Below are 22,059 nucleotides of genomic sequence, written 5' to 3' on the forward strand. Positions count from 1 at the left end.
TGCAAACCCGGTAAGCATAGCCACTGTTGGCGAATATGCTGTGTGATTTGTGCTGTGCAGCAGGATATGTTGAAGCCGGGCGCTCTTTTCAGGGATGTGGCGTTATTACCCTCACCCTAATCCTCTCCCTCACGGAAGGGGAATAAACCGCTTATTTTCTCCCTTGCTGAGGGGCTTTAACGCCTATGGATTGCCCGCCCACACCACCATCACTTTGTCAGCGCCGCTGACCCGGCTAAAGGCATAGCCCTGCTTCACGCTCAACGTGGTTTGTTTCCCTGCTCCAATAGCCTGGTGGCGGGCGCGGAACTGGCTCAGCTTCTGCCAGTGGGCAAGCGTTGCGGCCTGTTTGCCGGTGGTATCCTGCCAGTTCATGTCCGAGCGGGTGCCCTGCAGCGGGTCAGAGCCCGTGGGGCCAAACGGCCTTTGGGTTTCATCCCCGTAGAAAATCTGCACCGTGCCTGGCGTGAGCAGCAACAGCTCCGCCGCTTTTTGTCCGCCTTCCCGGAACAGACGGGTATCGTGGGAGGAGAGGTAGCTCAGCACGTTGAATTGCTGGAGTTTGTCTGACATTTGCTGCCAGGTTGGGTCAATCGTGGCCAGGCAATCTACCGCTTTGGCCGCCTGTTCCTGATAGTCGAAGTTGATCATCGCGTCGAAGCCGCTGGCGTAGTAATCGCTTTTCATCACGCCGTGGCCCCAGGCTTCGCCGGTCATCCAGAATGGTGCGTCATCGATTTTTTTGTCCGGGTTGGCCCGCTTCCATTCGGCCAGTGCCGCGCTGGACTGTGTTTTTAATTGCTGCCAGGCCGCTTTTTCGACGTGTTTTGCCGTATCGACCCTGAAGCCATCAATGCCGTAGTCACGTACCCACTGACTTAGCCAGTGAGTCAGGTAATCGCGAACCGTGTAGCCGGGTATCGCGCTCGCGGCGGTATCCGGCTTGTGGCGGTAAAACACCGGTAATTCTGCCGGAGCGGTCGCTTCGGTTTTCAAATCGGGCAGGAAGGCGAGCGACATCGTTAAGTCATCAAAGCCGGGATTGTCGTAATCGCCAATATCCGTTCTGATCCAGGCTTTGCCCCACCACTTATCCCACGCGGCCTTGTCGCTGAAGTTGATGTAATCGTTAAAGCTGTGCCAGCTTTGTCCCGGCGCTGGCTTCCAGTCAGTCCAGCGCTCGCCGAGGTTTTTTTTAAGTTCATCGCCTTTGAGATAGAGGGCGCCAAACTGGTACTCCTGCATGTCGGCGAGCGTCGCGTATCCGGTGTGATTCATCACGACGTCAAACAGAATGCGGATCCCGCGCTGATGGGCTTCATCCACCAGTTGACGGAGATCGGCTTCGTTACCCATGTTGGCATCAAGCTTGGTCCAGTCCTGAGTGTAATAGCCGTGGTAGGCATAGTGGGGGAAATCGCCTTTGGTGCCACCGCCCACCCAGCCGTGTATTTGCTCCAGCGGGGAGCTTATCCAGAGCGCGTTCACGCCAAGCTGCTGCAGGTAATCCAGCTTGCTGGTCAGCCCGGCGAGATCTCCGCCGTGGAAGGTACCTATCTCCTGCATGCCGTCTTTGTGGCGGCCATAGCTGTGGTCGTTAGCCGGGTTGCCGTTTTCAAAACGGTCGGTGAGAACGAAATAGACCGTCGCATTCCGCCAGCTAAACGGGGCCGGCTTCTCCACGGCGGCAGACTCCAGCAGCAATAAACCGCCGCTTCCGGCCGCGGGCATGAGTATGATGCGGCCCTGCTCAACCTTTGCCGTATTCCCGCTGTAGAAATCCCGCACCAGTGCACCTTCCGGGAAGGTGCTGCTGACCTCAACGGTGAGCGGCTTTCCGTCCCATTTCGGGCACTGCGCGACAGCTTGCTGGGGCTGACCGCTGGCCTCCGGCTGAAGGGTCAGCATCAGCGTTGGCGTCCCGCTGCGGGTATCTATTTGCGCCAGGTACTCTCCGGTGCGAAAAAGCCGCCACATCGGGGAATCTCCGGCGCAAGGCGTCAGGGACAGCACCTGATTAAGTTTGATGGTCTCTGAGGGCTGCCAGCATTGATTATCCAGCGTCAGCCTGAGGGGAATAGAGCCTTTATCGAGGCGTGTTGAGCTGGCAAACAGGCCGGGACTCGTGGCCTGAAAAGGAGAAAGCCCAGGCGCGTTCCAGCCCGCGTATGCCAGGCAGGGCGTGAACAACAGGCAAAGAGAAAGTCGTTTCATACGCATCATCCAGCGAGGGTTTATTGCGCAGTTTGCCATGCCCCTGAAAACATGCGCTCATCCTGCCCATGCGTTTTGCAGGGTGTAGCCGCCGGGGTGAGTGACGGCGTTAACGTTTTTATTTGTTCGTTAACCAGTGGCCGAAGTGCGCGCTCAGCGTGTTGCGGGTGGCGAGTAGCTCATCAATTGTTTTGGTGAGCCTGGCATTCAGGGTTTCACACTGCTCAAAGCTGTAATGGTTATCGGCGCGCAGATTCTCGAGTTTTTCGTGCAGGTGAGCCACTTCCGCTTCCGCTTTGTAGCGCGCTTCCTGCTGGGTTTTAATCAGTTCGTCGGCGGCTTCCAGGCGCTGATGCAGCTCGGCCTTTTCCCGCTGATGTGTCTCAAGCTGGTCGGAGCCGGACTCTTTCTGACGGTTCAGCAGGCTTTTCAGCTCGTCGATTTCCCGCTGCATCACGCTGCGCACCAGAGCGGATTCTTTCAGGTGCATTTCCTGGCTGATATTCAGCGCTTTCTGGAGCTCCGCGACCTGTTTTTCATATCTTTGCAGACGGGCGGTTGTTTCTACGGTGTTACCCTGAGCGGAGCGCTGCTGGGCTTCTCGCAGCTGGGCAAGCAGGCTGGTGGAGAGTGACTCAGCTTCTTTCAGGCGACGGAGTGTTTCTGGCGAGTCCTGGTAAACCGTTTTGGTTTGCGGCGGTTTTTCACTGATACGAACGAGATTAACGTTGACTAATGCCGCGCTAACTTCGGCCTGAATCTGCTCTTTATTATGCGCTTTCATACGGTTGCATGCGCTGGCAAGGAAGCTAGCGGCTTCGTTAGCGTTCGCCGTCGCAAAGGCTTTTTTTATCAGGTTCTGCACCAGGCTCATGTTGCCAGTTTTCCTGTATCAAATGTTATTTGAGCGCCTTAATCCCGGTCGTACCGCCGCCAGGCTATTGCCGCCGCCACCTTAAAAATATAACCAATAATCTCACTCTCTAAACGCGGGAATCATCCTTCGACGTGCATTTTTTTGCTGTGCCGCGAAGTGTGATTAAGCCCCGAATTTTACAATACTTTTTATCACCATAAGAAGTTCCAGGGTGACATTGTTTCGGAATAGTACTATTTCTAAAGGTGCTCTGAGCGGTTAATTTTGATATAATTCGCCTCTATTTTTCTAAAACCTTTTAAAAAATAAGGCACTGGAAACGATCGATCCGACCAGGAGAGCTAATGATATCACCCCCATTTCGACGATTCGGGGCCGCGATACTCATGCTGCTGACCGTGGGCTTTTCAAGTCACGCGCTCGCCAGTAAACATGAGCCTAAATCGCACAGCAAAGCCCACATAACGAAAGTAAGCAGCAAGAAAGCGGTAAGCAGTAAACTGGCAAGTAGTAAAAAAGAGTATTCTCGCAATAGTGAAAATGGTTCGCTTCCTGATTTGCGAAAATACCCTTCCGGGACACCAAGGAAAAAAGCGTTTCTCCGGACGGTCATGCCATATATTACCCGCCAAAATGCAGCGATAACTGCCGACCGTAACTGGTTGATTTCAAAGCAGTACGAGAAGCGCTGGTCGCCAACTGAGCGTGCACGTCTGAAAGAAATCACCCAGCGTTACAAGGTGGCGTGGCGCGGCAACACCAACCGTGTGCCGTGGAACAGCCTGCTGGAAAAAGTCGATATCATTCCTACCAATATGGTGGCGACAATGGCCGCGGCGGAAAGCGGCTGGGGCACATCTAAACTTGCCCGCAGCAACAACAACCTGTTTGGCATGAAGTGCACTAAGCGCCATTGCAACAGCGAGCCGGGCAAAGTGAAAGGCTACCTGCATTACGGCTCTCTGAATGAAGGCGTGAATGCTTACGTCGCTAACCTGAATACCCATCCGGCCTATTCTTCGTTCCGTAAAGAGCGCGCCAAGCTGCGCAAAGCGGATCAGGAAGTGACGGCTAATAATATGATTCACAAGCTGAAAGGGTATTCGGCGAAAGGCTCAAGTTATAATAATTTCCTGTTCGCGATGTATCAGAGCAATCAGCGTTTAATGCTGCCGAATTAATTATCATTGCCTGAATGAAATAAACAATGCCCTCTTCGGAGGGCATTGTTATTTAGAGGTTTAAACTAAAATTTCACTAAAGCGATCGCGGTGTTCTTTAGGCGTGGCGTCATACTCTTTTTTAAATACCGAATAGAAATATTGCAAAGATGGGTAGCCGCACATCTGTGATATTTCATTGATAGATAAAGAGGTTGAAATCAGCAGGCTGCGCGCTTTTTCCAGTTTTTCGGCGTGAATCACCGCGTGAATCGTCTCGCCGACCTCTTCTTTAAAACGTTTCTCCAGGTTCGAACGTGAGATCCCGACCGCATCCAGCACTTGCTCGACTTTAATTCCCTTGCAGGCGTGATTGCGGATGTAATGCATCGCCTGGATCACCGCCGGGTCGTGCAGCGAGCGATAATCCGTGGAGCGGCGTTCCACAACCCTCACCGGCGGCACCAGTACGCGCTGCAGCGGCAGGATTTCGCTGTCCAGCAGGCGATGCAGCAGTTTGGCCGCCTGATAGCCCATCTGGCGCGTGCCCTGCGCCACCGATGAGAGCGCAACCCGCGATAAATAACGGGTCAACTCCTCGTTATCGATGCCGATCACGCAAAGCTTTTCCGGGACGGGGATATGCAGGTGCTCACAGACCTGCAGCAGGTGGCGGGCGCGGGCGTCCGTGACCGCAATAATGCCGGTTTGCGGCGGCAGCGTTTGTACCCAGTCCGCCAGGCGGTTTTGGGCGTGCTGCCAGTTTTCTGGCGCCGTTTCGATGCCCTGATAAACCACGCCCCGGTACTTCTCCTTCGCTACCAGCTGACGAAAAGCGTGCTCGCGCTCGGCGGCCCAGCGTTTGCCGCTCGAGCCGGGCAACCCATAAAACGCAAAACGCTGCACGCCTTTCTCTTTCAGGTGCAGGAAGGCGCTTTCCACCAGCGCGTGGTTGTCGGTCGCGATGTAATGCACTGCGGGATAGTGCTCCGGCGTGTGGTAGGAGCCACCGACGCCGACAATCGGAACGTCTGCGCCTTCCAGCAAGTGTTCAATCTCCCGATCGTCAAAATCGGCAATCACGCCGTCGCCCAGCCACTCCTTGATATTATCGATCCGGGCGCGAAAGTCCTCTTCGATAAAAATATCCCATTCTGACTGAGAGGCCTGCAAATATTCCCCCACGCCTTCAACCACCTGGCGGTCATAGACTTTATTGGCGTTGAATAACAGCGTGATGCGATGACGTTTCTCAAACATGCCAATAGTTTCCCGTAGCTAACCTGATGTCTGAATACCACAGCCGCGAGCGAGCCGGGGAACGCCACCCCGGCAGTGTGATCGTTTGCACGTTTTGCCCGGCAGGCCTATTACGCCCGGCGTTTGGTCGCAGAATCCATCCACACCGCGAGCAGCAAAATGGCGCCTTTGACGATGTACTGCCAGAAGGTCGGGACGTCCATCATGCTCATGCCGTTGTCGAGCGAAGCCATAATAAATGCCCCCATCACCGCCCCGGCGACGCTGCCTATGCCGCCAGCCAGGCTGGTTCCTCCGATGACGCAGGCGGCGATGGCATCCAGTTCGGCGATATTCCCGGCGGAAGGTGAACCTGCCCCGAGGCGCGAGCTAAGGATCAGCCCGGCAATCGCCACCATCAGGCCGTTTATAGCAAACACGGCCAGCTTGGTACGCTCGACGTTTATTCCCGACAGGCGCGCAGCATCAATATTGCCGCCAATGGCGTAGATGCGGCGGCCAAACGCGGTTCGGGTGGCCATAAACATCCCGGCGAGCAGGAGCAGCGCAAGGATCAGCACCGGCGTGGGGACGCCGCGATAATCGTTCAGTAGCCAGATGGCTCCAAGCACGATGACTGCGGTGATGGCCTGCCGGCCAACCACACCCCCCGACGCGGGCGTAGCAAGGCCCAGAGCCTGGCGACGCATACGAAGCCGCCACTGCCAGGCGACAAAACCCATCAACCCAAGAACGCCAACAATAAAGCCAATGCCGTCTGGCAGGTAGCTTTGCCCAATTTGAGACATGGCACCGCTGGTCGGCGACACGGTGGTGCCATTGGTGATACCGATCAGAATGCCCCGGAACGCCAGCATGCCCGCGAGCGTGACGATAAAGGAGGGGACTTTGCGATAGGCAACCCACCATCCGTTCCATGCCCCGAGAATCAGGCCGAGGGCCAGCGTGACAACAATCGTGAGTGGCAGAGGCCAGCCGAGCCAGACGTCAAAAATAGCCGCTACGCCGCCCAGAAGACCCATCATTGAACCAACCGAGAGGTCTATTTCAGCCGAAATAATGACAAACACCATCCCCACCGCCAGGATGCCGGTAATGGCCGTTTGCCGAAGCAGGTTGGAGACGTTGCGGGCGCTCAGGTAGGCGCCGTCCGTCTGCCAGGTGAAGAACAACATGATGACCAAAATAGCGGCAATCATGACAAAAACCTGCAGATTCAGCGATTTTAATGCCCCAACGGAGCCGCGGCCTGGTGCCGTCATTTTCATTTCAGACAAATTGCTTTTCGACATGGGGGTCACTCCTCAGGGCGGCTTCCATGACCTTTTCCTGGGTCAGATTATGGTTAATCAAATCGGCTTTTATGCGGCCCTCATGCATCACCAGCACGCGGTCGCTCAGGCCGAGTACTTCCGGCAGTTCAGAGGAGATGACAATGACGGCGATCCCCTGCTGTACCAGTTGATTGATAAGCTTGTAGATCTCGTACTTCGCACCAATGTCGATGCCTCGCGTGGGTTCATCGAGTATCAGAATGCGTGGATTGAGCAGCAGGCAGCGGGCAAGAATTGCTTTTTGCTGGTTCCCACCGCTCAGGCGGCCAATCGCCAGGCTGGGTGATGACGTTTTGACTTTCAGGCGACTCAACGACTGCAGCATACAGTGCTGCTCTTGCGCTTCATCCAGGTGGCTCAGTGCGCCAGTAAACTGACCCAATGCGGCAAGCGTGATGTTTTGCCCTACGGCCATGACCGGCACGATGCCGTCCTTCTTACGGTCTTCCGGCACCATGGCGATGCCGTGAGCGATAGCCTGCTGACAGTTATTGATATGAACCTGCTGCCCGTCGATGTAGATATTCCCTTCCCAGCGCCCCTGCCAGACGCCAAACAGGCACTGCACCGCTTCGGTTCTGCCAGCGCCGACCAGCCCGGCAATGCCCAGAATTTCCCCTTTTCGCAGAGAAAAAGAGGCATCGTTGACCCGCTTGATGTGCCGGTTGACCGGATGCCATGCGGTCAGGTGTTCGACGCGCAGGACCTCATCGCCGGTTTGGTGTGGTTCGCTGGGGTACAGCGCGGTCAGTTCCCGGCCAACCATCATGGTGATGATATCGTCCTCGCTCATCTGCTTCGCCTCACGAGTGCCAATGGGCTGCCCGTCGCGAATGACACAGATGGTGTCGGAAATGGCTTTCACTTCATTAAGCTTGTGGGAGATATAAATGCAGGCGATGCCGTGCGCCTGCAGATCGCGAATAATCCCGAGCAGCACGGCGGTTTCCTGCTCGGTGAGCGAGGCGGTGGGTTCGTCCAGAATAAGCAACCGAACCTGCTTGTTCAGCGCCTTCGCGATCTCAACCAATTGCTGCTGCCCCAGCCCCAGGTCGCCCACACGTGTTTCCGGAGACATCGTCAGGTTCACCTGGGCAAGTAGCTTCTGGCAGCGCAGCGTCATGGCATCGAAGTCCAGCAGGCCGCGATGCGTAATCTCTACGCCCAGGAAGATGTTTTCCAGCACCGTAAGATGCTTCACCAGCGCCAGTTCCTGATGAATGATGGCGATGCCTTTGCGTTCAGTATCGCGAATATGGTTTGCCTGAAGCAGTTCACCGGCAAACCAGATCTCACCTTCATAGCTGCCGTGAGCGTAAATACCGCACAGCACTTTCATCAGCGTGGATTTACCCGAACCATTTTCACCGCACAGCGACATGACTTCTCCAGCGTCCAGGGCCAGACTCACGTTATCCACGGCTTTTACTGGCCCAAAGGATTTGGTGATGTTTTTCATTTCCAACAAATGAGGCATTAGGCTCCTCCTGGTGAAAGAGAAGGCCCGCATATACGCGGGCTAGGTGGCTACAGATCGCTTTTTTTGTGGAAACCATCGGCGATAACGGTGCTGTCGATATTGGTTTTTTCCACCTCAATAGGCGTCAGGAGGCGGGAGGGAACATCTTTCAAGCCATTATTTAATGTGGCATCTGCAGCCGGTTGTTTACCTTCACCCAACTCGACGGCAATTTCAGCGGCGGTATCGGCCAGTTTGGTAATAGGCTTATAGACGGTCATTGTTTGGGTGCCGGCAATAATGCGCTTAATGCCAGCGAGATCGGCATCCTGGCCTGAAATAGCGACTTTCCCTGCCAGCCCTTGTGCGCTAAGCGCCTGGATTGCGCCGCCCGCAGTGGCGTCGTTAGACGCGACTACGGCATCAATCTTGTTATTGTTCGCCGTCAGGGCATTTTCCATAATTTTCAGTGCGTTTTCCGGCAGCCAGCCGTCAACCCACTGATCGCCGACGACGTTAATTTTCCCATCGTCGATATAAGGCTTTAATACTTTCATCTGCCCGGCGCGGAATAATTTTGCATTATTATCCACCGGCGAACCGCCCATTAAGAAATAGTTCCCTTGAGGCACTTTACTCACGATGCTTTTTGCTTGTAATTCACCGACTTTTTCATTGTCGAAAGAAAGATAAAAATCAATATCAGCATTATTAATCATGCGGTCGTAGGCGAGCACTTTAATGCCTTCGCGTTTGGCTTCTGCTACCACGTTGCTTAATACCTGGCCGTTGTAGGGAATAATGACCAATACATCAACGCCGCGGTTAATCATATTTTCAATTTGCGACATCTGGGTTTCTTCGTTGCCATTGGCGGACTGGACAAAAACTTTCGCCCCTAACGATTCCGCTTTTTTCACAAAAATATCGCGATCTTTTTGCCAGCGCTCCAGGCGAAGGTCGTCAATCGCCATACCGATTTTCACTTCTTTTGCGATGCCGCTTACGCTGGTCAGGATAAGTGAGGCGCATATCGTGACTAAGAGGTTCTTTATCTTCATGTTATTTACCTGTAGGGGAAAGTGTCTTATCGGAATAAAGAGTGATTCATATCAGCAGCCGATTTGAATTGTTATCGTTCATGCAGAAAGCATCAATTACTGATTTTTATCTTCGCGTTATGTTTTTTTGTTTAATCGTAAAATTATGATGGCGATCTGATTTCATATTGAATGGCCTGCCTGTTGCACTAATTTATGGAGGCGGTTACGCGATGTTTATTTATTATTTTATTCGTTTTTTGCGAGGTGACGCACATTTGAGTATTCTCTCAATCCAAGAGTGAAATAACGTAATTGAGCAACCGTCAGGGAAAATTCAGGATGAGCTGACCAGCTATCCTGCCGCAGTTTTCTGATGACGGAGTTAACTATGCAAGCTTATTTCGACCAACTCGATCGCGTACGTTTCGAAGGCCCTAAAACCACCAACCCACTGGCGTTTCGTCACTACAATCCGGATGCATTAATTCTTGGAAAACGCATGGAAGAGCACCTGCGTTTTGCGGCCTGCTACTGGCACACATTCTGCTGGACGGGCGCGGATATGTTTGGCGTGGGCGCTTTTGAACGCCCGTGGCAGCAGGCCGGAGACGCGATGGCGCTTGCGAAGCGCAAGGCCGATGTGGCGTTTGAGTTTTTCCAGAAACTGGGCGTGCCGTATTACTGTTTTCATGATGTTGATGTGTCGCCAGAAGGCGCGTCGCTGAAGGAATACCTGAACAATTTTGCACAGATGACGGAAGTCCTGGCGCAAAAACAGCAGGACAGCGGCGTGAAGCTGCTGTGGGGCACGGCTAACTGCTTTACCCACCCCCGCTACGGCGCTGGGGCAGCAACGAATCCCGATCCCGAAGTGTTTACCTGGGCGGCGACGCAAGTCGTGACGGCAATGAACGCCACCCATCAACTTGGCGGGGAAAACTATGTGCTATGGGGCGGGCGTGAAGGGTATGAAACCCTGCTGAATACCGACCTACGGCAGGAGCGTGAGCAAATCGGGCGCTTCATGCAAATGGTCGTTGAGCACAAGCATAAAATTGGATTCCGCGGCACATTGCTTATCGAACCGAAGCCGCAGGAACCGACCAAGCATCAGTACGATTTCGACGTGGCGACGGTCTACGGCTTCCTGAAGCAGTTTGGTCTCGAAAAAGAGATAAAGGTAAACATTGAGGCTAACCACGCGACGCTCGCCGGTCACTCATTCCACCACGAAATCGCCAGCGCGATTGCACTGGGTATTTTTGGCTCGGTGGATGCTAACCGCGGCGATCCGCAGCTGGGCTGGGATACCGATCAGTTCCCGAACAGCGTCGAGGAAAATGCGCTGGTGATGTACGAGATCCTGAAAGCTGGCGGGTTCACGACCGGTGGCCTGAACTTCGACGCCAAAGTGCGCCGCCAGAGCACTGACAAATATGACCTGTTCTATGGTCATATCGGCGCCATGGATACGATGGCGCTGGCGCTGAAAGTGGCTGCCCGCATGGTTGAAGACGGTGAGCTTGATAAACGTGTCGCCAAACGCTATGCCGGGTGGAATAGTGAGCTGGGCCAGCAAATTCTTAAAGGGCAGATATCGCTCACGCAGCTGGCGCAGTACGCTGAGCAGCACAAGCTGGCTCCGCAGCATCAAAGCGGGCATCAGGAGCAGCTGGAAAACCTGATCAACCACTATTTGTTCGATAACTAAACTTGCCTGCGCCGCTGAAAAGCGGCGCGATATTAAGGAGCTACCATGTATATCGGCATCGATCTTGGCACCTCAGGCGTGAAGGCGATCCTGCTCAGTGAAGCAGGTGAGGTGATGGCTACATGCAGCGAGCCGCTGACTGTATCCCGGCCTTATTCCCTGTGGTCTGAGCAAGATCCCGAACACTGGTGGCAGGCAACGGACCGTGCAATGCGGGCGTTGGGCGTGAAACATGCACTCAGCGGTGTACAGGCGATTGGTCTTGCGGGTCAGATGCATGGGGCAACGTTGCTGGACAGCAAACAGCGCGTACTTCGCCCGGCTATCCTTTGGAACGATGGCCGCAGCGGCGAGGAATGTGCGCTGCTGGAGAGCAACGTAGAAGAGGCAAGAGCGATAACCGGCAACCTGATGATGCCCGGTTTTACCGCGCCTAAGCTTTTGTGGGTCGAGCGTCATGAGCCGGAGATCTTTGCACAAATCAATAAGGTGCTGCTGCCGAAGGATTATCTGCGTCTGAGAATGACCGGAGAATTCGCCAGCGACATGTCCGATGCGGCAGGCACGATGTGGCTGGATGTCGCTAAGCGCGACTGGAGCGACACGATGCTCGACGCCTGTCGCCTTTCCCGGCGGCATATGCCTGAATTGTTTGAGGGCAGTGAAATCACCGGGGTGCTAACGCGTGAAGTCGCAGAGGCCTGGAAAATGCCTGCAGTGCCCGTTGTTGCAGGCGGGGGCGATAATGCCGCTGGCGCGATCGGTGTCGGCATGGTTGATGCCGGGCAGGCGATGCTCTCGCTCGGCACATCCGGGGTTTATTTTGCCATCAGCGACGGTTTCCGCAGCAGGCCGGAAAGTGCAGTACACAGTTTTTGCCATGCGTTACCCAACCGCTGGCATTTGATGTCCGTGATGCTCAGTGCGGCCTCCTGTCTTGACTGGGCAGCTAAGCTTACTGGCCTCGGCAGCGTACCGGCTCTACTGGCGGCGGCGGAGCAGGCCAGTCAGGATGCTGGCGTGGTTTGGTTCCTGCCTTATCTTTCTGGTGAGCGTACGCCGCACAATAACCCGCAGGCTAAAGGCACCTTTTTTGGTCTGACCCACCAGCACGGCCCCGCCGAGCTTGCCCGTGCGGTGCTGGAAGGCGTGGGCTACGCGCTGGCGGACGGCATGGACGTTGTGCACGAATGCGGGATTACGCCGGACAGCGTCACGCTGATTGGCGGCGGCGCACGTAGCCCGTACTGGCGCCAGATGCTGGCGGATATCAGCGGCCAGGTGCTGGACTACCGGACCGGCGGCGACGTTGGGCCCGCGCTTGGGGCGGCGCGCCTGGCGCAAATTGCGCTCTCACCGGGCCAGTCTTTGCAGGCTCTGTTGCCTCAGCCACCGCTGGAACAAAGGCATCAGCCTGATTTGGCTCGCCACCAGCGCTATGCCGGGCGCCGACAGGTCTTTAATCAGATTTATCAGCAGCTGCTGCCGCTGATGTCCTGAGCGTCGTGTTCATCTTCCCCTCACTCCAAAGGGGAGAGGGAGAAAACAAAAGCCATGGGAAATCTTGTTTATTCCCTCTCCCTTCCAGGGAGAGGATTAGGCTGAGGGCACAAATTGCGGTTGAAGAAGATGCCGGACGTACAGCGAGCCGTTCATCGTCTCAAACCAACATCATCCTGTCCGTTTTTGGTCTTATCATCCGCGGCTTCCCTTGTCAGAATGGTTTTAACCTCACTAGCAAGGAGTCCGAAAATGTCTCGTTCAGCCCTGATCAATATTGATACCCAACGGTCCTTCTTCCACCGGAATTACTGGCAGGAGGACGATGTCCCTGCATTCCAGCGGGCGATGCTAGAGCTTATTACGGGCTGCCAGCAGAAAGGCGTGCCGGTGGTGGATATCTTCCATGTGGATGAAGATGATGTCTTTTCGCTGGCCTCCGGGTTTGTTACGCCGATGCCATTTTTACGCCATCAGCCAGCGGTCAGTTTTCAGAAACATGTCCATAACGCCTTTACCGATACCGGACTGGATCATTGGCTCCGTGTGCGAGACATCAACCGTCTGATTATCTGTGGGATCCGTACCGAGCAATGCTGCGAAACTACCGCGCGGGTGGCGTCAGACTTGGGATACCGGGTTTCTTTTGTTAGCGAGGCGATGCTGACCTTCCCGATGAGCTGGAAAGGCGTTACGCTGGACGCCGTCACCCTACGCCACCGCACGGAAACCGTGCTGGCAGGGCGGTTCGCCGAAATTCAAACTGTAGCCGAGTGCCTGGAGTCGCTGGAATGCGTGTAGGGGTCTGGTTTGTGGTGCTGCCGGGGGTTTTGTCCCTCGATCTGAGCGGCCCGGCGGAAACGCTGGTGCTGGCGAGGAACGCGTTTGATCTGCACTACATTGGCCCGGACCCTGAGGTCGAAACCTCTATCGGCCTGACGTTCAGCGGCATTCAGCCGTTACCCGACAACCTTCCCGCCGGGAGCCTGCTGGTGCTGCCCGGCGTATGCGATTCAAACCGATTCTTTGCCACACCGCAGGCGGAAGACGTCCGGTGCTGGTTAACCCGCCTGCAGCCGCAGATCCACAGCCAGCAGCTTACTCTGATGTGCGTTTGTTCCGGGGCATTGTTGGCAGCCCGCGCGGGTTTGATGCACGGTATTCAGTGCACAACGCACCATGACGTGCTTGAAAGGCTGAAAGCCGCTGCGCCGGGCGCGCAGGTGAAAGATAACCGCATTTTTGTGGAAGACAGGGGCATCTGGACCAGCGCAGGGATTACATCGGGGATCGATCTCGCTTTGCATTTGATTAACCGCTACTGCGGCCCGCGGATGGCACTCGATGTTGCCAGAGAGATGGTGGTCTGGTTCCGCCGCTCGGGTGACGACCCGCAGCTTTCGCCCTGGCTCCGTTACCGGAACCACATTCATCCGGCGGTGCATCGTGCGCAGGATCTGCTCTCGGCTGCGCCTGAGGCGGCCTGGCCGATCCCGGAAATTGCTAACCGGGTGCACGTTAGTCCCCGACATTTATCCCGCCTGTTTCAGCACCACCTGGGCATTTCCGTACGCGACTATCTGGAGCAACTGCGGCTGGCGGTGGCGGAACAGCGGCTGCAGCAGGGGCAGCGTATGGAACAGGCGGCCAGCGCCGCCGGGTTTTCCTCTTTGCGCCAGTTCCATCGAGCCAGAGGCCGGAGCCGCGACGCTTAGCTCACCAGCTTTTTGCGATCGAGCTTTCCAACGCCAACGGCCAGCAGCAGGCTGCCCGCCAGGGTCGCGCCGAAGATCCACAGAATATCCAGCACCGGCCAGTGGGTCAGCTCGATATTATGGGTGCGCAGGTAATGGATAATCAGCGCATGAAACCCGTAAATACCCAGCGAGTAGCGTGAGATAAACGTCAGGCCGGGCAGCGGGCGCTGGTTCAGGCAGTTTTTGGCGACGACCAGCAGGCTGATGGCGGCGATAAACACCAGCGGGCCGCAGTAGACGTAAAAGGTTTCGGCGAAGTTTTTGTTGATTTCCAACAGCCGATGCGTGCCCAGCGCAATGGCGATGACGCAAATCACAAACAGGCTGCCCGCCAGGCCACTCACACCTTTTCTTTGGGTATCGAGCATCCCAATCGCCCGGCCAAGCAGCCCATAAAGCACGTAATAGAAGGTGTCACCGTTTATATAAAGGTTAACGGGTAGCCAGCGCATATTGCCTAACGTCTGCGGTACCGTGTTGGGGTTGGCCACCACGCCGAGCAGCACCATCAGCCCCAGAATTGTCACGGCGCTGACCTTCTTCACCTGAATCAGCGGTGAAAGCAGGTAAATCACCATAATCGCGAAGAAAAACCACAGGTGATAGAACACAGGCTTGACCAGGATGTAGCGTAGCGCAAGGCCGGTGCTGATGGGGGTAAACAGCCAGATATACAGCAGCGCAATGGCGCTATAAAACAGCAGGCAGCTGGCTATCCGTAGGAAGTGGCGCTGCTGCGCGCTGCGTTCACCAAAAAACAGGTATCCAGAGATCATGAAAAACAGCGGGACGCTAACGCGAGAAGCCGAGTTCAGAACGTTGGAAAAGTCCCAGCTGAACGCAGTGACGGTGTGTGGATTCGTGATGTACCAGGTCGTGGTGTGGATCATGACTACCATCAGGCAGGCGATGCCCCGAAGGTTATCTATCCAGTTTATTTTTTGCTGCATTCGTTCCTCTGAACCCGTTTGCTTACCCGTGTCCGGAAATATCTGAGTTTGCCCGGCGCATCTTGCTATCCCCGTGGCGGCTTCGCAAAATGCCTGCTGCACGAGGAGTTGATATAAGAAACCGAGTTTAACGTACTGGTAGCAAATGATGATGGCAGAAAGAAAAAATAGGCTCCTCTTAACCGCTTTGCTGGCGTTAATGCTCAGCGCCTGCAGTTCTACGCCACAACAAGGCCAGGCCGCGCAGAAGCTGCACCCGGTGGTTCACACCGAAGCGATGGAGCTTGCCTGTAAAAATCAGGCCGCTTATCGCTACAACACCCAGCCGCAGCGCATTAACCTGTCAGACTTTAAGCAGTATCAGGCCAGCTACGAAATGATGGGCAGCACCGCCCGCAAAGAGGGTTTTACCTGTTCGTTTGATGAAAGCGGTCAATTTTCACACCTTTCCAGCCGCGAAAACCTCAACCAACGCGCAACAACCTGACGCCTTTCTCCCTCACGGCCGTTCCGTTGCCGTGTTGATACAACTCGACCGCGTTTGCGTATATACTGGCCGCTTCTCTTAAATCCACCGAACGCGTGCGAATTCAACATGCAAAAGTTTGATACCAAGACCTTTCAAGGCCTGATCCTGACTTTACAGGACTACTGGGCTCGCCAGGGCTGCACCATTGTTCAACCTTTGGACATGGAAGTGGGCGCAGGCACCTCTCACCCGATGACCTGTCTGCGTGCCTTAGGGCCGGAGCCAATGGCCACCGCTTATGTGCAGCCGTCCCGCCGTCCTACCGATGGCCGCTACGGCGAAAACCCGAACCGTTTACAGCACTACTACCAGTTCCAGGTAGTGATTAAGCCTTCTCCGGACAACATTCAGGAGCTGTACCTCGGGTCACTGAAAGAGCTGGGTATGGATCCGGAGATCCATGACATTCGTTTCGTGGAAGATAACTGGGAAAACCCAACGCTTGGCGCGTGGGGCCTGGGCTGGGAAGTCTGGCTCAACGGTATGGAAGTGACGCAGTTCACCTATTTCCAGCAGGTCGGCGGCCTCGAGTGTAAGCCGGTAACCGGTGAGATCACCTACGGCTTAGAGCGCCTTGCCATGTACATTCAGGGCGTAGACAGCGTTTACGACCTCGTCTGGAGCGACGGCCCGCTGGGGAAAACCACCTACGGCGACGTGTTCCACCAGAACGAAGTGGAGCAGTCCACCTATAACTTCGAATACGCTGACGTGGACTTCCTGTTCACCTGCTTCGAGCAGTACGAGAAAGAAGCGCAGCAGCTGCTGGCGCTGGAAACTCCGCTGCCGCTCCCGGCCTACGAACGTATTCTGAAAGCCGCTCACAGCTTTAACCTGCTGGATGCGCGCAAGGCCATTTCCGTGACCGAGCGCCAGCGCTACATTCTGCGCATTCGCACCCTGACCAAAGCCGTGGCTGAAGCCTACTACGCTTCTCGTGAAGCGCTTGGCTTCCCGATGTGCAATAAGAAAAACTAAGAGGCCGCCATGTCTGAAAAAACTTTTCTGGTGGAGATCGGCACTGAAGAGCTGCCACCAAAAGCCCTGCGCAGCCTGGCTGAATCCTTCGCTGCCAACGTTACCGCCGAGCTGGATGCGGCCAACATCGCCCACGGCGAAGTAAAATGGTTTGCTGCCCCGCGTCGTCTGGCGCTGAAAATCGCGAATCTGGCGGCTTCACAGCCGGATCGAGAAGTCGAAAAACGCGGCCCTGCAGTGTCTGCGGCGTTCGATGCCGAAGGTAAACCAAGCAAAGCCGCCGAAGGCTGGGCTCGTGGCTGCGGGATCACCGTAGACCAGGCCGAGCGTCTGGCGACCGACAAAGGCGAGTGGCTGATGTACCGCGCCCACGTGAAGGGCGAAAGCGTGCAGGCTCTGCTGCCGAACATGATCGCCACTTCTCTGGCGAAGTTGCCGATTCCTAAGCTGATGCGCTGGGGCGCGTCCGATATCCAGTTCGTGCGTCCGATTCATACCGTGACGCTGCTGCTGGGTGACGAGCTGATCCCTGCCACTATTCTGGGCATTCAATCCGCCCGCGTCATTCGCGGCCATCGCTTTATGGGCGAGCCAGAGTTCACCATCGACAATGCCGACCAGTACCCGCAGATCCTGCTGGAGCGCGGGAAGGTCATTGCCGATTACGAAGCGCGTAAAGCCGTCATCAAACGTGATGCCGAAGAAGCTGCCCGTAAAATCGGCGGTCAGGCCGATCTGAGCGAAAGCCTGCTGGAAGAAGTTACCTCGCTGGTGGAATGGCCGGTGGTGCTGACCGCGAAGTTCGAAGAGAAATTCCTGGCCGTGCCTGCCGAAGCGCTGGTTTACACCATGAAGGGTGACCAGAAGTACTTCCCGGTCTACGCGGCCGACGGCAAACTGCTGCCGAACTTCATCTTCGTGGCGAACATTGAGTCCAAAGACCCGGTGCAAATCATCTCCGGTAACGAGAAGGTGGTTCGCCCACGCCTGGCGGACGCCGAGTTCTTCTTCAATACCGACCGCAAAAAGCGCCTGGAAGACAATCTGCCGCGTCTGGAAACCGTGCTGTTCCAGAAAGAGCTGGGCACCCTGCGCGACAAAACCAACCGTATCGAAGCCCTTTCCGGCTGGATTGCGGGCCAGATTGGTGCCGACGTGAACCACGCGACCCGTGCAGGCCTGCTGTCCAAGTGCGACCTGATGACCAACATGGTGTTCGAGTTTACCGACACCCAGGGCGTGATGGGCATGCACTACGCGCGCCACGATGGTGAAGCGGAAGACGTGGCGGTTGCGCTGAACGAGCAGTACCAGCCACGCTTTGCGGGCGATGCCCTGCCGTCTAACCTGGTAGCCTGTGCGGTGGCGATTGCCGACAAGATGGACACCCTTGCGGGCATCTTCGGCATCGGCCAGCATCCGAAAGGCGACAAAGATCCGTTCGCACTGCGCCGTGCCGCGCTGGGCGTGCTGCGTATTATCGTCGAGAAAAACCTGCCGCTGGATCTGCAGACCCTGACCGAAGAAGCGGTTCGCCTCTACGGCAGCAAGCTGACCAACACCAACGTGGTGGATGAGGTTATCGACTTTATGCTGGGTCGCTTCCGCACCTGGTATCAGGAAGAAGGCCACGCGGTTGACACCATCCAGGCGGTACTGGCGCGTCGTCCTACCAAACCGGCTGATTTCGATGCCCGTATGAAGGCGGTTTCTCACTTCCGTACTCTGGAAGCGGCGGCGTCTCTGGCGGCGGCGAACAAGCGTGTTTCCAACATTCTTGCCAAGTCTGACGAAGTGCTGAACGACACCGTACAGGCCACCGTGCTGAAAGAAGCCGAAGAAATTCGCCTGGCGACCAACGTCGTCGTGCTGCGCGATAAGCTACAGCCGTACTTCGCCGAAGGCCGTTACCAGGAAGCCCTGGAAGAGCTGGCGAACCTGCGCGAGCCGGTGGATGAGTTCTTCGACAAAGTGATGGTAAACGCAGAAGATAAAGATCTGCGTATTAACCGCCTGACGCTGCTGACCAGGCTGCGCGAGCTGTTCCTGCAGGTGGCGGACATCTCTCTGCTGCAGTAATCGCTTTGCTTTAAGCAGAAATCCTTAAACCCGCTTCGGCGGGTTTTTTATTAATTTTTTTACTTTCAAATATCAATGGATTAACAAAAAGTCGCGTCTGGGGCGGTAAGGTAAATTTGCGCCGAACCGATATATCTCATATCGGCCATTACTTCAGGAACGTTGGGCGCTATGAAAAATATCAAAGTTATCACCGGAATTGTCACTACGCTGGGGATCTTCAGCGTGCTCTTGCTGGTGACCGGGGCTCTGTACTACTCCTCCGTCAGCAGCGATCGCCTTAACTTCCAGAATACCGGCCTGCTGAACTACCAACAGCAACAGCTGGGCGGCAGCTTCCAGACGCTGGTTGAAACTCGCGTCACCATCAACCGCGTGGCGATCCGCGTGCTGAAAAATCAGCGTGACCCTGCCTCGCTGGAGGCGATGAACAAGCTGCTGGCGAATGCCGGTGTGCTGCTGGCGGATGCGCAAAAGCAGTTCTCCAGCTACATGGATTCCGACGATGTGCCGGGCCAGGATAAAGCCCTGGACGACAAAGCGGCGGCCAGCTTCAAGCAAATGCACGACGTCATGGCTCAGTCCATTCAGTTCCTGAAGGCCGATAACTACCAGGCCTATGGCAACCTCGACGCCCAGCAGGCTCAGGACGATTTCAAAGCCGTTTACGGCCAGTGGCTGACTCAGAACACCCGGCTGTTGAAGGCCGCCAGCGCGGAAAACCAAAGCAGCTATACCGGTATGCTCTGGACGCTGGGCACCATTTTACTGATTGTCATCGCGGCGCTGGTGGTTATCTGGCTGGGGCTGCAGCGCGTGCTGCTGCGCCCGCTGAAAAACGTAATGGGGCATATCCAGGCGATCTCTGAGGGGGATTTAACTCGCGCGATCGACGCCGAAGGGCGCAGCGAAATGAGCCGCCTGTCTGCCGGGCTTAAATCCATGCAGCAATCGCTGGCGAAGACCGTGAGCGTGGTGCGCGACAATGCGGACTCCATTTACACCGGCGCCAGCGAAATCTCTGCCGGCAGCAGCGATCTTTCCTCCCGCACCGAGCAGCAGGCGGCGGCGCTGGAGGAGACGGCGGCCAGCATGGAGCAGCTCACCGCGACCGTGAAACAGAACACCGATAACGCACGTCAGGCAACCGGCCTGGCGAAAAACGCCTCCGAAACCGCGCAGAAAGGCGGGCGCGTGGTGGATAGCGTGGTCAGCACCATGAATGAAATCGCCGAAAGCTCCGGTAAAATCGTGGATATCACCAGCGTTATCGACAGCATTGCCTTCCAGACCAACATTCTGGCGCTGAATGCCGCGGTAGAAGCCGCGCGTGCGGGCGAGCAAGGGCGTGGATTTGCCGTGGTTGCCGGCGAAGTCAGAACGCTGGCCAGCCGCAGCGCCCAGGCAGCGAAAGAGATTAAAGTGCTGATTGAAAACTCGGTGTCGCGCATTGATACCGGCTCCAGTCAGGTGCGTGAAGCCGGGGCCACCATGAAGGAGATCGTTTCGGCGGTCACCCGCGTGACTGACATCATGGGCGAAATAGCGTCGGCCTCTGAAGAGCAAAGTAAAGGCATTGAGCAGGTCGCGCAGGCGGTATCCGAGATGGACAGCGTGACCCAGCAGAACGCCTCGCTGGTGGAAGAGTCCGCCTCTGCCGCTGCGGCTTTGGAAGACCAGGCGAGCGAGCTACGCCTGGCGGTGGCGGTGTTCCAGCTTCAGCAGACCGGCGGGCGCCGCGTGGAGGCGGTGCAGGAAAAACTCCGCCCGCAGCCAGCGACATTAAAACCGCAAGCGGCCTCAGCCTCTGATGCAAACTGGGAAACGTTCTGATTTTTTTCGTTGCCAGCGCTGAACGAAGAGACTCTGGGGGTGGTTTCCGAAGGTACAGGACTTCCGATTCCACCCCCGCGAACAGGCATGATTCATCCTGCTGACGGCTGGCAGGATGACACTTTAAATTGTCCGGGCGTCTTGCCAAATCTCAACCGAAACGCCTCTATGTAAGCGCTGATATTGCTGTAGCCACTTCGCTCGGCGACTTCACTGATGGGCAAACCCGACGTTATCCACTGGAGTGAGGACACTATTTTCGCCTGTTGCCGCCACTGGCTGAAACTTAATCCGGTTTGCTGATTGAACAAACGGCTGAGATTTCTGACGCTTAGTCCCCATTGCTGAGCAAGCTGCGCCTGATCGAGCCTGGTGGCGGGGTGTCTCAATAATTCCTCTGCAACGTTACGCGCCCGGCGATCCGAAGGCAAAGTGAGCTCGAGAGGCCATTGTGGGAGCTGCTTTATTTCATGGCTCAGGAGCGTGAGAAGGTTACATAAATAATCAGATGACAGGGGCTGGTTAGCATTAAGTTCTAAACGCGCCAGCAGCGCAAACACAAAATGGTCCGCCCCGTAAACCCCCGGTTCAGGTGGGAATAAGGAGCAGGAGGCGGCAGAGAGATAAAGGCTGCTTCCTTTGACGTTGCCCGGAAACCAGGCCCGGTGCTCTATTCCGGTGGGAAACCAACCCAGCGTGCCGGCGGTAACGTGCCACTGCGCCTGTAGCGTTTCAATCACCATCACGCCCTGCTCAAGCCAATAAAGCTGCCCCGAGGTATGTTTGTGCCAGGGCGTTGAGTGTTGACGCAAATAATCAATTTTTTGTGTTTTTATCATTTGGCTGATTAACCGTAAAAGTTGTCTTGATACGGATAATATCCAGTTGTTAATGCTTTGTAGACTGGGGGCTCCAACAAAAGGAGTTTTCTATGAAATCGCAAAGCCAGAGCGTCATTGACGCATTGCAGGAAATTATTTGTCGCCCCGAGCATGATGAACAAAAAATTGCACAGTACTTTGCTGCGGATTACCGGCAAATCGTCGATGGCAAATCACTGAGCTATGATGACTTCATTAATCATATGCGCGCGCTAAAAGTGCAGACCCAAAAAATGCATCTGATAGTTAAGGCCGCCGTTGGGGAAGGAGACACCGTATTTACGCAGCACTATGTCAAGGTCGAGAAAAGTGAGACTGAATGGAGTGAATTCGAAGTGTTTGCCCGATTTACCTTACTGGCTGGAAAAATTCATCGTTGCGAAGAGGTAACCCGGATGATTCACGGGGTGAGCGAGGACAGTGATTTTGGCAGCAGGCGCTGATTTTCTTTAGTACCCACCACGATGTTGCCAGAGACAGGAGCTAAGACGGTG

At 55.6% G+C, this 22,059-nt stretch carries 18 protein-coding genes; 10 read left to right on the forward strand and 8 right to left on the reverse strand.

Annotated features, from left to right (window positions below; all coding sequences use genetic code 11):
* Positions 1-183: 183 nt before the first annotated feature.
* Together F3J29_RS16360 and F3J29_RS16365 are read right to left on the reverse strand one after the other, a co-directional pair.
* Positions 184-2,214, reverse strand: coding sequence for an alpha-amylase (locus tag F3J29_RS16360; protein WP_166867636.1), 2,031 nt, complete (start codon positions 2,212-2,214; stop codon positions 184-186).
* 118 nt (positions 2,215-2,332) lie between these two features.
* A complete protein-coding gene (locus F3J29_RS16365) occupies positions 2,333-3,088 on the reverse strand; it encodes a hypothetical protein (RefSeq protein ID WP_166867637.1) in 756 nt (251 codons plus the stop codon).
* A gap of 347 nt (positions 3,089-3,435) precedes the next feature.
* Here F3J29_RS16365 and F3J29_RS16370 point away from each other — a divergent pair, with 347 nt between their 5' ends.
* Entirely contained in the window at positions 3,436-4,272 is an 837-nt protein-coding gene (locus F3J29_RS16370; RefSeq protein ID WP_166867638.1) for a protein bax, read from the forward strand.
* Between the two features lie 60 nt (positions 4,273-4,332).
* On the opposite strand, the gene xylR is transcribed toward F3J29_RS16370, so the two are convergent.
* The 4 genes from xylR to xylF all read right to left on the reverse strand — a co-directional run bounded on the left by xylR (position 4,333) and on the right by xylF (position 9,365).
* Positions 4,333-5,511, reverse strand: coding sequence for a D-xylose utilization transcriptional activator XylR (gene xylR / locus F3J29_RS16375; protein WP_166867640.1), 1,179 nt, complete (start codon positions 5,509-5,511; stop codon positions 4,333-4,335).
* Positions 5,512-5,621: 110 nt separating this feature from the next.
* Positions 5,622-6,803 (reverse strand): xylose ABC transporter permease XylH, encoded by a 1,182-nt coding sequence (gene xylH / locus F3J29_RS16380; RefSeq protein WP_166867641.1) that lies wholly within the window; start codon positions 6,801-6,803, stop codon positions 5,622-5,624.
* The gene (locus F3J29_RS16385) at positions 6,781-8,322 is read right to left on the reverse strand and encodes a xylose ABC transporter ATP-binding protein (RefSeq protein WP_166867643.1); all 1,542 of its coding nucleotides are present in this window, start codon (positions 8,320-8,322) and stop codon (positions 6,781-6,783) included. Before F3J29_RS16385 ends, xylH begins: the two co-directional genes overlap by 23 nt.
* A 50-nt stretch (positions 8,323-8,372) precedes the next feature.
* Positions 8,373-9,365, reverse strand: a complete 993-nt coding sequence (gene xylF / locus F3J29_RS16390; protein WP_166867644.1) for a D-xylose ABC transporter substrate-binding protein — start codon at positions 9,363-9,365, stop codon at positions 8,373-8,375.
* Positions 9,366-9,735: 370 nt separating this feature from the next.
* On the opposite strand from xylF, the gene xylA reads away from it, so the two are divergent.
* The 4 genes from xylA to F3J29_RS16410 all read left to right on the forward strand — a co-directional run bounded on the left by xylA (position 9,736) and on the right by F3J29_RS16410 (position 14,273).
* Complete coding sequence (gene xylA / locus F3J29_RS16395) at positions 9,736-11,058, forward strand: xylose isomerase (protein WP_166867646.1); 1,323 nt, start codon at positions 9,736-9,738, stop codon at positions 11,056-11,058.
* Between the two features lie 45 nt (positions 11,059-11,103).
* Positions 11,104-12,558, forward strand: coding sequence for a xylulokinase (gene xylB / locus F3J29_RS16400; RefSeq protein ID WP_166867648.1), 1,455 nt, complete (start codon positions 11,104-11,106; stop codon positions 12,556-12,558).
* Between the two features lie 252 nt (positions 12,559-12,810).
* On the forward strand, positions 12,811-13,359 hold the full coding sequence (locus F3J29_RS16405) for an isochorismatase family protein (RefSeq protein ID WP_166867650.1): 549 nt from the start codon (positions 12,811-12,813) through the stop codon (positions 13,357-13,359).
* Positions 13,350-14,273 (forward strand): GlxA family transcriptional regulator, encoded by a 924-nt coding sequence (locus F3J29_RS16410; protein ID WP_166867651.1) that lies wholly within the window; start codon positions 13,350-13,352, stop codon positions 14,271-14,273. The genes F3J29_RS16405 and F3J29_RS16410 overlap by 10 nt, the downstream gene beginning before the upstream one ends.
* On the opposite strand, the gene F3J29_RS16415 is transcribed toward F3J29_RS16410, so the two are convergent.
* Positions 14,270-15,265: an acyltransferase gene (locus tag F3J29_RS16415; protein ID WP_166867653.1), complete on the reverse strand. Its 996-nt coding sequence runs from the start codon at positions 15,263-15,265 to the stop codon at positions 14,270-14,272. The two genes, F3J29_RS16410 and F3J29_RS16415, sit on opposite strands and share 4 nt — an antisense overlap.
* A 145-nt stretch (positions 15,266-15,410) precedes the next feature.
* On the opposite strand from F3J29_RS16415, the gene F3J29_RS16420 reads away from it, so the two are divergent.
* The 4 genes from F3J29_RS16420 (at position 15,411) to tcp (ending at position 20,684) form a co-directional block, all read left to right on the forward strand.
* Positions 15,411-15,752, forward strand: a complete 342-nt coding sequence (locus tag F3J29_RS16420; RefSeq protein ID WP_502706567.1) for a YsaB family lipoprotein — start codon at positions 15,411-15,413, stop codon at positions 15,750-15,752.
* 108 nt (positions 15,753-15,860) lie between these two features.
* Positions 15,861-16,772: a glycine--tRNA ligase subunit alpha gene (gene glyQ, locus F3J29_RS16425; RefSeq protein WP_039298895.1), complete on the forward strand. Its 912-nt coding sequence runs from the start codon at positions 15,861-15,863 to the stop codon at positions 16,770-16,772.
* Positions 16,773-16,781: 9 nt separating this feature from the next.
* A complete protein-coding gene (glyS, locus tag F3J29_RS16430) occupies positions 16,782-18,851 on the forward strand; it encodes a glycine--tRNA ligase subunit beta (RefSeq protein ID WP_166867655.1) in 2,070 nt (689 codons plus the stop codon).
* 171 nt (positions 18,852-19,022) lie between these two features.
* Positions 19,023-20,684, forward strand: a complete 1,662-nt coding sequence (gene tcp / locus F3J29_RS16435; protein WP_166867656.1) for a methyl-accepting chemotaxis citrate transducer — start codon at positions 19,023-19,025, stop codon at positions 20,682-20,684.
* A gap of 92 nt (positions 20,685-20,776) precedes the next feature.
* On the opposite strand, the gene F3J29_RS16440 is transcribed toward tcp, so the two are convergent.
* Entirely contained in the window at positions 20,777-21,523 is a 747-nt protein-coding gene (locus tag F3J29_RS16440) for an AraC family transcriptional regulator (protein WP_166867658.1), read from the reverse strand.
* A 92-nt stretch (positions 21,524-21,615) separates the two neighbouring features.
* Here F3J29_RS16440 and F3J29_RS16445 point away from each other — a divergent pair, with 92 nt between their 5' ends.
* A complete protein-coding gene (locus tag F3J29_RS16445; protein ID WP_166867659.1) occupies positions 21,616-22,008 on the forward strand; it encodes a nuclear transport factor 2 family protein in 393 nt (130 codons plus the stop codon).
* Positions 22,009-22,059 lie beyond the last annotated feature (51 nt).

Source organism: Enterobacter sp. Cy-643 (genome assembly GCF_011752815.1).
Taxonomy (GTDB): domain Bacteria; phylum Pseudomonadota; class Gammaproteobacteria; order Enterobacterales; family Enterobacteriaceae; genus Cedecea.